General features: G+C 74.1%; 8 protein-coding genes. 1 reads left to right on the top strand and 7 read right to left on the bottom strand.

What is annotated here, in order from left to right; genetic code table 11:
* Positions 1-102: 102 nt before the first annotated feature.
* On the bottom strand, positions 103-1,269 hold the full coding sequence (locus tag Q9R28_RS00985) for an aminotransferase class I/II-fold pyridoxal phosphate-dependent enzyme (RefSeq protein WP_311205303.1): 1,167 nt from the start codon (positions 1,267-1,269) through the stop codon (positions 103-105).
* Between the two features lie 216 nt (positions 1,270-1,485).
* Between Q9R28_RS00985 and rpsT the strand changes: the two genes are divergently transcribed.
* Complete coding sequence (gene rpsT / locus Q9R28_RS00980; RefSeq protein ID WP_066653830.1) at positions 1,486-1,746, top strand: 30S ribosomal protein S20; 261 nt, start codon at positions 1,486-1,488, stop codon at positions 1,744-1,746.
* 526 nt (positions 1,747-2,272) lie between these two features.
* Here rpsT and holA read toward each other — a convergent pair.
* The 6 genes from holA to cydD form a co-directional block, all read right to left on the bottom strand.
* Entirely contained in the window at positions 2,273-3,247 is a 975-nt protein-coding gene (gene holA / locus Q9R28_RS00975) for a DNA polymerase III subunit delta (protein ID WP_235426614.1), read from the bottom strand.
* The gene (locus Q9R28_RS00970; protein ID WP_311205302.1) at positions 3,156-5,771 is read right to left on the bottom strand and encodes a ComEC/Rec2 family competence protein; all 2,616 of its coding nucleotides are present in this window, start codon (positions 5,769-5,771) and stop codon (positions 3,156-3,158) included. The genes holA and Q9R28_RS00970 overlap by 92 nt, the downstream gene beginning before the upstream one ends.
* A gap of 3 nt (positions 5,772-5,774) precedes the next feature.
* Positions 5,775-6,527, bottom strand: a complete 753-nt coding sequence (locus Q9R28_RS00965; protein WP_311205301.1) for a ComEA family DNA-binding protein — start codon at positions 6,525-6,527, stop codon at positions 5,775-5,777.
* 102 nt (positions 6,528-6,629) lie between these two features.
* On the bottom strand, positions 6,630-9,221 hold the full coding sequence (gene leuS / locus Q9R28_RS00960; protein WP_396137147.1) for a leucine--tRNA ligase: 2,592 nt from the start codon (positions 9,219-9,221) through the stop codon (positions 6,630-6,632).
* Positions 9,222-9,284: 63 nt separating this feature from the next.
* Positions 9,285-10,973, bottom strand: a complete 1,689-nt coding sequence (gene cydC / locus Q9R28_RS00955) for a thiol reductant ABC exporter subunit CydC (RefSeq protein WP_311205300.1) — start codon at positions 10,971-10,973, stop codon at positions 9,285-9,287.
* Entirely contained in the window at positions 10,970-12,634 is a 1,665-nt protein-coding gene (cydD, locus tag Q9R28_RS00950) for a thiol reductant ABC exporter subunit CydD (RefSeq protein WP_311205299.1), read from the bottom strand. Before cydD ends, cydC begins: the two co-directional genes overlap by 4 nt.
* Positions 12,635-12,643 lie beyond the last annotated feature (9 nt).

The raw sequence follows: 12,643 nt of genomic DNA, 5'->3' as shown, positions 1-12,643 counted from the left end.
GCGCGCACCGCAGGCCGACCTGTGGAGGCGCGCCGGGGCCCTGGACGGTGTGCAGGACGGACCGGAGGCGCGTGGTCGCGCCCGCCACGGGCCTCCCGTCCGTCAGACGGTCGCCCTGGCGGGCGCCGGCAGCACCCCCAGGCCGCGACGGAGGTCGTCGACGGTCGCCGCCAGGCAGACCCGGATCCACCCCTCACCGGACCGACCGAAGGCGCTGCCCGGGGCGACCGCGACGTGCTCGCGGTGCAGGAACGCCAGCGCCCACTCAGCGACGTCGCCCTGCGACGCGTGCGAGACGTCGATCCACAGGTAGAAGGCGCCGCGCGGGTCGAGGTAGCGGATGCCCGCTGCGTCGAGGACCTCCTTCGCGACGGCGAGGTTCGCTCGGTAGTGCTCGCGTGCGTCCTGCACCGCCTGGTGGTCGCCCACGATCGCCGCCAGCGCGGCCCACTGGTCCGGCTCCGCGACGCAGCTGATCATCGCCTCCTGCGTCGTGCGCATCGTGGGCCCCATGCCCTTCGGCGTCACCAGGTAGCCGACCCGGACACCGGTCATCGCGTACGTCTTGCTCAACGAGAAGGCGGTGAAGACCCGGTCGTCGTCGTCGAGGGCCGCGATGCTCACGTGACGCGTGCCGTGGGTGAAGTACTCGTAGACCTCGTCGCTGATCACCCACAGGTCGTGCCGCTTCGCCAGGGCCAGCAGCGCGCGCAGGGTGTCCTCGCCGAACACCGAGCCGAGCGGGTTCGACGGCGAGTTCACCACGATCGCACGGGTGTGCTCGGTGACGCTCGCCTCGAGTGCCGCGAGGTCGGGTTCGAAGTCGTGCTGCGGCTCGAGCCGGTACGGCACGGGGGTGGCACCGATGATGTGCGCGTTCATCGTGAAGGTCGTGTAGCCGGGGTCGGGCACCAGGACCTCGTCCCCGGGGCTCAGCACGAGGGTCATCGCCTGGAACAGTGCCTGGGTCGCGCCGATCGTCGTCCAGACCTGCTCGACGTCGACCTCGATGCGGTTCTCGCGACGGAGCTTGTCGCGGATCGCCGCGCGGAGCGGTGCGATGCCGCCGTTCGGCGTGTAGTCCGTGCGGTCCTCGGTCCACGCGCGGCGCGCGGCCTCGCCGATGTGCGGCGCGACCGGGACGTCGGGCTCACCGATCACGAGCATCGCGACGTCGGTGTCGTCGGCTCGCAGCAGGGCCGCCTGCTCGTAGACGCGACGGATGCCGGAGGCGGGGACGGAGTCGATGCGTGGAGCGAGGGATGGCACCTCGTCACGGTAGCCCGTCCGTGTTGCGGGGGCGTTTCCACCGTGCGGCCCTGCGACGGAGCGCGGCGCGTCGGGGCTTTGGCGGTCCGTGGGTCTGCTGGTAGGGTTGGTGGCTGGCTTCCGCGTTCCCCGCCCACGGGTGGAACGCGATGCGACAGAGGGCCCCTCTACCCGACGTCGCGACCACCCGTAGCAGACGAACAAGGAGCAACACGCATGGCGAACATCAAGTCGCAGATGAAGCGCATCAAGACCAACCTCAAGGCCCAGGAGCGCAACAAGGCCTACCGCTCGGAGCTCAAGACGGTCATCCGCCACACGAACGAGGCCGTCGTCGCCGGCGACAAGGACAAGGCCGTCGCGGCCCTGGCCCTCGCGGCGAAGAAGCTCGACAAGGCCGTGAGCAAGGGCGTCATCCACAAGAACCAGGCGGCGAACCGCAAGTCGGCCATCGCCAAGAAGGTCTCCGCGCTCTGAGCGTCTGACACCTGCACGAGAGCCCCGCACCGATGGTGCGGGGCTCTCGTCGTTGCGGGGCGTGTCCGGGCGGGGCGTGGCGGCGCGGCGCGCTCGTGGCGGCGCGGCGGCTGCGGCGCCGCGCTCGTGGCGGCGGCGCGGCGGCAGCGCCTGGTCGGCCGCGGCGACGGCGCGCTCGTGGCGGCGGCGGCACCGCTGCGGCAGCGCGTGGTCAGCCGCGGCACGACTCGCTCGAGAACAACCGGAAGCACCTCGCGCCACGGAGATCCGTGGCGCGAGGTGCTTCTCGTTGTGCCGCAGCCTCGTCGCCGCGCGCGGTACCCCGTGCGGATCGAACCACGGATCCGACATCGAACCAGCCGATGGTGCTGGTTCGATGTCGGATCCGTGGTTCGTCCCGTGCGAGAACGAGCGGGCGCGTGCACGGGCGCCGCACGGGCACGGGCACGGGCACGGGCACGGGCTCAGGCACGGGCACGGCGGCCGCGGCTCGGCGTCCACGTGCGGCCTGGAGGCGCGTCCCGCCTCAGCGCTCCTCGCCGCGACGGGCGATGGTGCGGACCATGACCTCGAGCGCGTAGTGCGCGTCGCGCGAGCCGCCCTTCACCGCCGTGTCCGCCGCCGCGATGCTCGTGATCGCGTTCGCCAACCCGGCTTCGCTCCACCCGGCGACGTCGCGCTGCGCGCGCTGCACCTGCCACGGCGCCATGCCGAGTGCGGACGCCGCTTGGCCGCTCGGCCCGCGGAAGGCGCTGACCTTGGCCATCGTGCGGATCTTGCTCGCGAACGCCGCGACGATCGGCACCGGGGCCTCCCCCGTCGCGAGGGCGTGCCGCAGCTCGACGATCGCCGGGGCCGAGCGTCCCGCGAGCGCGATGTCCGCGACCTTGAACGCGTTGGTCTCGACGCGACCGCCGTAGTACTTGTCGACGGTGCGGTCCGTGATCTCCTCGGCCTCGTCGGCCAGCAGCTGCCGGCACGCGGCCGCGAGCTCCGCGAGGTCGTCGGAGAACGCGGCGACGAGCGTGCGGACCGCCGACGGCGCGATCTTCCGCCGGGCGGCCCGGAACTCGGCGTTGACGAAGTCGATCTTGTCGGTGTCGCGCTTGAGCTCGTCGCACTGGACCTCGACGCCGCCGCCGACCCCGCTGCGGATGGTGTCGAGCAGCTTCTTCCCGCGCATGCCCCCACCATGTCGCAGGACCAGCGTGACGTCGTCCGCGGGCGCCTGCAGGTAGGAGATCGTCTCGGTGATGAAGGCGTCGGTGCACTTCTCGACGTTCGTCACCCGCACGAGCCGCGGTTCGCCGAAGAGCGACGGGCTCGCGAGCGTCGCCAGGAGGCCGGGGGCGTACTGGTCTGCCTCGAGGTCGTGCACCTCGAGCGCCGGGTCCTCGCCGACGAGCAGGTCACGGAGGACGCTGCTCGCCCGCTCCGCCAGGAACTGCTCGGGACCGGTGACCAGCACGACGGGCGCCGGCCGGACACCGGACCACGGCACCTGGTCGATCTTCGCGGCGGCGCGCGTGGGCTTCTTGGCGGGCATGCGTTCCTTCCGTCGGCTCCGGAGCGAGCTGGTCGGGGCCTGTTCCGATCCTACGGGCCGCCACGGACGGACCTCCCGCCGGACGGACCCCCGTCGTCGTGGCCGGCGCCGTCAGGACCGACGCCCGTGGAGCCGGCGAGGGTGCCTCCGGCGTCGGCGCCGTCCGCTCGGTCCAGACCTGCAACGATTCGTCGGCCGATCGCGAGACCACGACGGTGCCCTGCTCGTCGGTGCGGAACGCGGTCGTCCCCGCGGCGCGGAGGGCGTCGAGCGCCGACGCCGTCGGGTGCCCGTAGGTGTTGTCGGCGCCGACGCCGATGAGTCCGATCGGCGCCGCGAGCTGTCGGTACAACGCCGGGTCCTGATCGGCCGATCCGTGGTGGGCGACCTTGACGACGTCCGGGTGCGCCTCGACCAACGGTCGGAGCCGGCGCTGGGCCTGTTCCCCGAGGTCGCCGAGGAACACCCCGGACACACAGGTCGGGCAGGGTCCGTCGGCGGTGGTCTCGAGGACGACACTCGCGTCGTTGCCCGATGCTGACGATCCCGCGCGCGGCCACACCACCCGCCAGCGCAACGCGCCGAGGGTGCCCGACGTGCCGTCGTCCGCGGTCCGGACCTCGACCCCGGCCCGCTCGAGCGTCCCGACGACCCGCTCGTCCTCGGGCCGTCCGACGGGACCGACGAGCGCCCTCGCCACCCGGTCCGCCACCGCCCCGACCGCGCCGACGTGGTCACGGTCGAAGTGGGTCAGCACGAGCAGGTCGACCCGGTCGACACCGACCAGGTCGAGGCACCGCAGCAGCAGTTCCTCGTCGTCCCCGGTGTCGACGAGGGCGACCGGACCGGCGCCGTCGCGCACCAGGACGGCGTCACCCTGCCCGACGTCGCACGCCACCACCGACCAGTCCCCCGGCACGGTCGAGCGCACCACGAGCCGCGGGACGGCCACGAGTCCGAGCCCGATCGCGACGACGGTCCCCGCCGCGACCAGCGCCCACGTCCGCCGCGGAGGATCCACGAGGACGGCACCGGCGACCGCCAGGCTGACCAGCCCCGCCGTCGCGGCTCCGACCGGTCCGGCGGGCCAGTCGAGCGTCGCCGCCGGCAGTGCGGCCGCCCCGTGCGCGACGGCACCGATGACCGCCGCGGGAGCCCAGGCCACGTGCGCGACGACCGCGGCGCCCCAGGGCCAGACGGGAGCGAGCACGCACGCGGCGAGCCCGCCGACGGTGACGACGGGCGCGAGGGGCTCCGTCAGCAGGTTCGCCGGGACCGCGTAGGTCGGGAGGGTCGGGGCGAGCACGACCGTCACGGGCCAGCAGGCGAGCTGTGCGGCGACGGGGATCGCGACCGCCGCAGCGACGGGCTGCCACCACCGCCGCGCGAGCAGGGCGGTCAGGCGCGGTGCCAGCACGATGATGCCACCGGTGGCCAGGACCGACAGCGCGAACGCTGGCGCCCGGGCGTACCAGGGGTCCACCACGAGCATGCCGAGCACGGTGAGCGCCAGGAGCGGCACCCCGCGGAGCGGGCGGCCCGACAGCCGGACCGCCAGGACCACCACCGCCATCACCGCGGCACGCACGATCGACGGGTCCGGTCGCACGAGCACCACGAAGGCCACCAGGAACCCGACGGCCGCGGCCGCCCGGAGGACCCGAGGGAGCCCGAGCGCCCGGCACCCGGCCACGACGAGCGCGACGACGACGGCGCAGTTCGAGCCGGAGACCGCCGTGAGGTGGGTCAGCGCGGTCGTCTCCATGGCGGACTCGGTCGCCGGGTCGAGTCCGCTGCGGTCCCCGATCGCCAGCCCGCGCAGCAGCGCGCCACCGGGTTCGGGCAGGTCGCGCGTCACCGCCGTGAAGGCCTGCCGTACGCGCTCCGACGCTGCCAGCAGTCCGGTCGGCGGCAGGCTCGTCGGACGTCCGCGCAGGAACACCACCGCCGTGGTCGGTGCGCCGCCGTCGTCGGTCTGCACCGTCGCCCGGGCGTGCAGCACCGCTCCGGCCGACGCACGGAGACGCCCGGTCGGGACCACGCGCACGGGGACCTCGAGCCCGCCCACGTCACCGATCGCCCGCAGCGTGCCCGTGGTCGACCGGTCGGAGGCGGCGAGGTCCCGGGTCAGCACGACCTCGACGGCCACGGTCCGTCCGGCACGGTCGGCGAGCGCCTGCGGCGACCGCGCCGCCGCGCCCACCCCGACCGCCACCGCGACGAGCAGGCAGCACACTGCCGCGACGAGCACGCCGCCCAGCACGCCGCCCAGCAGACCACCGCGACCGCCGGACAGCGCTGCACGCCCACGCCGGCCCCGCACCACGATCGCCAGGACGACCACGGTGCCGGCGGTCGCCGCGGTCGTCGCGCACCACCACGCGAGCCCCGGCGCCCCGACGAGCAGTGCCGCCTCGACCCACGCGACGGCCACCGGTCCCGCCAGGCGCAGGTCGACGAGGCTCGGCTGCACCTCCACGACTCAGACCCGGACCCGGTCCCGCAGCTCGGCGAGGCGGGTGTCGCCGATGCCGCTGACCTCGAGCAGGTCGTCCACCGACGTGAACCCGCCGTGCTCCTCGCGCCACGCCAGGATGCGGGCAGCCAGTGCCGGGCCGATGCCGGGCAGGGTCTCGAGCGTCGGCTGGTCGGCGGTGTTGAGGTCGACGACGGCCGCGCCCGTGTCGTCCGCGCCGCCGGCACCACCCCCGACGGCGGCACTCCCGCCCCCGGCACCCGGCGCGTCCGGCCGGAGCGCCTCGGGCACCTCGGTCTCCCCGACCCGCGGCACGTACAGGCGTTCTCCGTCCACCACCGGACGAGCGAGGTTGAGCCGGGCGAGGTCGGCGTCGGCCGTGGCTCCCCCCGCTCGCTGCAGCGCGCCGTCCACGCGGGTCCCGGCGGGGACCTCGACGACCCCGGCCCGGACCACCGCGCCGAGCACGTACACGGTGACCGCCGCGGCACTCGCCGATCCCGAGCGCGATCCGGACCCGGGAGCGCCGCCCGTGGCGTCCGTGCTCGGACCCGGATCCGGTCGGCCGGGCGCCGTCGAGGGCGCGCTCGTCACCGTCACCCCGGCCGTCGGTCGCGTCCCGAGGGTCCCGATCGCGACCACCACGAGCGCGAGCCCGACCACCACGGCGGCCAGCACCACGGCCGCCCGGGGCGAGAGCGCGAACCGGGACGCCCACGACCCGTCGGCACCGGGTCCTCCAGGAGACGAAGCAGTCATGCCCGGCACGGTAGGTCCCGCCACGGGGACGACGACGGCCCGGCGGCCCCTCCTGTGGAGGGACCGGCCGGGCCGGTCAGGTGGGGAGGACTCCGGGAGCCGTCAGCCCTTGATCGCGATGTTCACGAGCTTCGGCGCCCGCACGATGACCTTGACGATCTCGCGGTCACCGATGTACCGCTGCACGTTCGCCGAGGCCCGCGCGAGCTGCTCGAGCTCGTCCGCCTCGATCGACTTCGACACCTCGAACGAGTCGCGCACCTTGCCGTTGACCTGCACGACCGCGGTGAGCGTCTCCTGCACGAGCAGCGTCGGGTCCGCCTTCCGCCAGCCGTACGTGGCGACCGTGGCCTCGTAGCCCAGCTTCTCCCACATCTCCTCACCGGTGTACGGGGCGAAGACGGCGAGGGCGAGGGCGATCGTCTCGACGGCCTCGCGCACGGCGGGGTCACCGGCGCCGGGGCCGCTGTCGATCGCCTTGCGGGTGACGTTCACCAGGTCCATCAGTCGCGCGATCACGACGTTGAACTTGAAGGCCTCCATCATCCCCGGCGCGTCGGCCAGGAAGCGGTGCGTCACCCGGCGCAGGGCACGGTCACCGTCGGCCCAGACGGCGTCCGGTGCCGAGGTGACGTCGAGCGCCAGGCGGTAGGCGCGGGCGAGGAAGCGTGCCGACGCCGACGGCGACACGTCCTCCCAGTTGATGTCGTCCTCCGGCGGCCCGGCGAAGCCCATCACGAGGCGGATCGCGTCGACGCCGTTCGCGTCGAGCTCGTCGCCGAGCGAGACGCCGCCCTTCGACTTCGACATCTTCGAGCCGCCGGAGAGCACCATGCCCTGGTTGAGCAGCGCCGAGAACGGCTCGGTGAAGTCGAGGTAGCCGAGGTCGAACAGGACCTTCGTGACGAAGCGCGCGTAGAGCAGGTGCAGGATCGCGTGCTCGATGCCACCGATGTACTGGTCGACCGGCGCCCACCTCCGAGCGGCCTCGGGGTCGAACGCCTGCGTGTCGTCCTGGGCCGACAGGAAGCGCAGGAAGTACCACGACGAGTCGACGAAGGTGTCCATCGTGTCCGTGTCGCGGAGCGCCGGGGTGCCGTCCACCGGGTTCGGCACGTTCACCCAGTCGGTCGCTCCACCGAGCGGCGAGGTGCCCTTCGGCTTGAGGTCGAGGCCCTCGGTCGACGGCAGGCGCACCGGCAGCTGGTCCATCGGGACCGGGTGCTCGGTGCCGTCGGCGCCGTGGATGATCGGGATCGGGGTGCCCCAGAAGCGCTGACGGGAGATGAGCCAGTCGCGCAGGCGGTAGGTCTTCGCAGCCCGACCCGTCCCGCGCTCCTCGAGCAGGGAGATCGCCGCGGTGATGGCGTGCTGCTTCGACATGCCGTCGAGCGGCCCGGAGTTGATCATCCGGCCCTGGCCGGTGAGCGCCTCGCCGGTCGAGACGGGGTCGAGCGCGGGCAGGTCCTCGAGCGTCGCGCCCTCGGGGATGACCGGGATGGCACCGGTGACGGGCTGGTTCGTGTCGACGACGACCTTGACGGGCAGGTCGAAGGCCCGGGCGAAGTCGAGGTCGCGCTGGTCGTGCGCCGGGACCGCCATCACGGCGCCGTGGCCGTAGTCGGCGAGCACGTAGTCGGCGGCCCAGATCGGCAGGCGCTCCCCCGTGAGCGGGTGGATCGCGGAGCGGCCGAGCGGCACGCCGGTCTTCGGCCGGTCGGCGTTCTGCCGGTCGATCTCCGAGGTCTTCTGCGTCGCGGTCAGGTACGCGTCGAAGTCGGCACGCACGTCGTCAGGGGCGGCGGAGACCAGCGACGCCGCCAGGTCCGAGTCCGGCGCCACGACGAGGAACGTCACCCCGTGGATGGTGTCCGGACGTGTGGTGAACACGGTGACGGGCTCGTCGTGCCCCTCGATGACGAAGTCGACGTCGGCGCCGACCGAACGGCCGATCCAGTTGCGCTGCTGCGCGATCACCTTCGCCGGCCAGCGACCCTCGAGCTGGTTGAGGTCGTCGAGCAGCCGGTCCGCGTACTTCGTGATCGCGAAGTACCACTGCGTCAGCTTCTTCTTGACGACGACGGCGCCGGAACGGTCCGAGGTGCCGTCGGGCAGCACCTGCTCGTTCGCGAGCACGGTCTGGTCCACCGGGTCCCAGTTGACCCAGCTGTCCTTCCGGTAGGCCAGGCCCTTCTCGTACATCTTGAGGAACAGCCACTGGTTCCACTTGTAGTACTCGGGGTCCGACGTGTGGATCTCCGTCGTCCAGTCGAACGACGGCGCGTAGCGCTTGAACGAGGCCTTCTGCTGCTCGATGTTCGCGTAGGTCCACTGCGCCGGGTCGACCCCGCGCTTGATCGCCGCGTTCTCGGCGGGCAGGCCGAAGGAGTCCCAGCCGATGGGGTGCAGGACGTTGAAGCCCTGCTGCCGCCAGTAGCGGGCCACGAAGTCGCCGAGTGCCCAGTTCTCGGCGTGCCCCATGTGCAGGTCGCCGGACGGGTACGGGAACATCTCGAGGATGTACTTGCGCGGGCGCGAGTCGTCGAGGTCGGTCGTGAAGAGGCCGAGCTCCTCCCAGCGGGGCTGCCACTTCTCCTGGATGCGGCGGAAGTCGTAGGCGTCGGGATCGACGGCTGCGGGTCCGGCGGGGTGCTCGGTTGCGTTCGCAGTGGAGTGCTCGGTGGTCACGATCACCAAGGGTACAAGGCCTGGAGGCCCGCCCCGGTCCCGCCGACGCATCCTCCGTCCGGCAGGCGGTCACCCCTCGACGAGGCGCCCGTCACGCATCCGCAGGGTCCGGTCCACCAGGTCGGCCGGGACCGGCACGTGGGACACGACCAGCACGGTGCGTCCGGCCCGCCGCGCCGCACCGACGAGGTCGCGGAGCACCGCGTCGCCGAGGTCGGGGTCGACGTCCGCGGTCGGCTCGTCGAGCACCAGCACCGGGAACGCGTGCAGCAGCGCCCGGGCGAGCGCGAGGCGGTGCGCCTGCCCGCCGGAGAGCAGCCCGCCGCGCTCCCCCACCGGGGCGTCGAGCCCACCGCGCCCCGCGACCCACGGGCCGAGCCCGACCCGGTCGAGCACGTCGCTGAGCTCGGCGTCCGTCGCGGTGTCCCGCGCGAAGAGCAGGTTCTGCCGCACCGACTGGTCGAACACGAACGGGTCCTGCTCCACGAGCCCGACCCGTGCGCGCACCGCGTCCGGGTGCATCGACCGCGTCCCGACCCCGTCGAGCGTGTACGACCCCTCGTGGTCGACGAACCGCACCAGGGCGTCCACGAGGGTGGACTTCCCGGCGCCGCTCGGCCCCTCGAGCACGACGACCTCACCCGGGTCCAGGTCGAACGACACCCGGTCCACCGCGGGCGTCGACGCGCCGGGCCACCGCACGGTCAGGTCCCGCAGCGCCACCCGCACCGGCCCGCCGACGACGAGGTCCGACGGGTCGGCCGGCACGTCGGGCTCCGGCACGATGCCGGCCGGGAGCTCCGCGGGGACGACCTCCTCGACCCGTTCCGCGGCGGCGCGGACCCGACGCAGCGTCAGGACGGCGAGCGGGACCCCGCCGACGACCTCGAAGAGTGCGAGCGGCACGAAGACGGCGAGCGCCCAGAGCGGTCCGTCCAGCGCGCCCGAGACGACCGCGGGAGCACCGACCGCGAGCACCCCGACGACGGCGCCGCCACCGACCAGGCCGACGAGGGCCCCGACGAGCGACTCGACGGTCGCACGACGCCGGACGGCGCGGGTCACACGGGCGTCGAGCGCGGCGATGCCGGCGAGGCGGTCGGGCAGCGTGCCGTACGCGGCGAACACGTCGAGGGTCCGGACGGTGTCGAGCACCAGGTCCGCGACCCGTCCGCGCTCGGCCGCCGTCTCGCGGTCCGATCTCCGCGCGACGGACAGGGTCGTGACCGTCCCGAGCAGCGCGGCGACGGCGAGGGCGACGACGAGCACCACCGCCGCGGGCCACCAGACCACCGCGACCGCGACGACGGAGAGCAGGGCGACGACCCCGGCCGACACGAGCGGGCCGACGACGCGGATCGGCAGGTCCTGCAGCCGGTCGGTGTCCGTGACGAGCCGGGTGAGCAGGTCGCCGCGCCCGGTCGCCCCGAGCCCGGCCGGCGCGACCGATGCGAGCCGTCGGTACATCTCGGTCCGGACGACGGCGAGCTGCCGGAACGACGCGTCGTGCCCGGCGAGCCGGTCGACGTAGCGCAGTGCGGCCCGGCCGAGGGCGAACGCACGCACCCCGACCATGACGAGCGTCAGGTAGAGGATCGGCGGCTGCTCGGCCGCGCGGGCGATGAGGTAGCCGCTCGCCGCCAGGAGCGCCACCGCACAGACCGCACTGAGCGTGCCGGCGGCGACCGCCTTCGCCCAGCCGGCCCCGTGCGGGAGCGCCAGCCGCAGGACGGGGGTGGGACGGGCCTCCCGGCTCACGAGCGTGCCTCCTGTCGGTGCGTCACGGTCACCGCTCCGCCGGGGCGGAGGTCGACGCGGACGTCGGCGGCGGCCAGCACGGCGGGGCGGTGGCTCGCCACGACGACGACCGCGCCGTCGGCGGCGAGCGACCGGACGGCGTCGACGACGATCTGCTCCGCGTCGGCGTCGAGGGCCGACGTCGGCTCGTCGAGCAGGACGAGCGGGGTGCGGGCGCGACGCGCCCGGTACAGGGCCCGGGCGACCGCGACGCGCTGCGCCTGACCGCCCGAGAGACCGGCTCCCCCGGGTCCGACCGGGAGGCTCGGCTCGACACCCAGCCCCGCCTCGCCCAGGGCGCGGCGCACGTCGTGGTCGTCGGGTCGCGTGTGCAGGGCGACGTTCTCGGCGACCGTGCCGCGCACCAGGCGCGGACGCTGGTCACCCCAGGTCGTGCGGTCGGCGCGGGTGGCGTCGGCCGGACCGGGCACCGTCACCGTGCCGTCGTGGGCGAGGACACCCCGGATCGCCGCGATGAGACTGGACTTACCGGACCCGCTGGGCCCGGCGAGGGCGACGACGGTGCCGGGCGCGACGCGCAGGTCGAGCGGTCCGACGACGACGTCGGGGCGACGGACCACCACGCCCTCGAGCACCAGGTCGGTGGCCGCGGCGGCCGGGGCGCCGGGCGCGGGTGCGCTGGTCGACGTGTCGCGTCCCCGGTCGTCGAGGACGTCGAGCACGGCGCCGGACGCCTCGACGCCGTCCTGGGCGGCGTGGAAGTCGGCGCCGACCTGGCGGAGGGGTGCGAACGCCTCCGGGGCGAGCACCAGGACGAACATCGCGGCGCCGAGGCCGAGCGAGCCGTCGACGAGTCGGACGCCGATCGACACCGCGACGAGGGCGACGGACAGGCTCGCGGCGAGTTCGAGGGCGAAGCCGCTGACGAAGGACAGACGCAGGACGCCGATGGTGCCGCGCCGGTACTCGTCGGTGACGGTGCCGATGCGGTCGACCTGGCGGCGGGCACGTCCGAAGACCTTGAGGGTGGCGAGGCCCTCCACCGCCTCGGTGAAGGCGCCGCCGAGGCGGGTGAGCGCGTCGGCCTGCCGCCGCTGCAGCGCCTGGGTCGCCAGACCGATGAGCACCATGAACACGGGGATCACCGGCATCGCGAGCACGATGACGACCGCGCTCGTCAGGTCACCGAGCCCGATCGCGACGAGGAGCACCGGGGTCGCGACGGCGGTGAGCGCGAGCTGTGGGACGTACCGCCCGAAGTACGCGTCGAGGGCGTCGAGCCCGGGGCCGAGCGCCGTGGCGAAGCCGGCGCTCGACCGGGCGGCGAGCCAGGACGGTCCGCGCTCGGCCGCCCGGGAGAGGACGGTCGCACGGAGCTCGCTCTTCACCGTCGCCCCGGCCCGCGCCGCCAGGTCGTCCGTCGCCCACGCGGCGACGGCACGGACGACGAACGCACCGGCCAGCAGCGCCAGCGTCGGGACGAACGTCTCCGGGAGCCGGCCGTCGCGCACCGCGTCGACGCCGAGCGTGACGGCCGCCGCGATCCCCCACGCGACACCGATCGTCGCGAGTGTGCGGACCAGGCCCGTCCCCGCGGACGCGACGACGGACCAGCGCGCGGCACGCGACAGGCGCAGCAGACGAGGATCGAGCGGCTTCACCGGGAGCCC

The sequence above is a fragment of the Curtobacterium sp. BRD11 genome (assembly GCF_031844345.1).
Taxonomy (GTDB): Bacteria; Actinomycetota; Actinomycetes; order Actinomycetales; family Microbacteriaceae; genus Curtobacterium.
The sequence above is the reverse complement of the archived record's forward strand: the minus strand, read 5'-3'. Positions and strand labels throughout refer to the sequence as shown.

Excerpts from the sequence above, each read along its gene's own strand:
- Q9R28_RS00965 (WP_311205301.1), bottom strand. The coding sequence starts at position 6,527 with ATGACTGCTTCGTCTCCTGGAGGACCCGGTGCCGACGGGTCGTGGGCG.
- rpsT (WP_066653830.1), top strand. The coding sequence starts at position 1,486 with ATGGCGAACATCAAGTCGCAGATGAAGCGCATCAAGACCAACCTCAAG.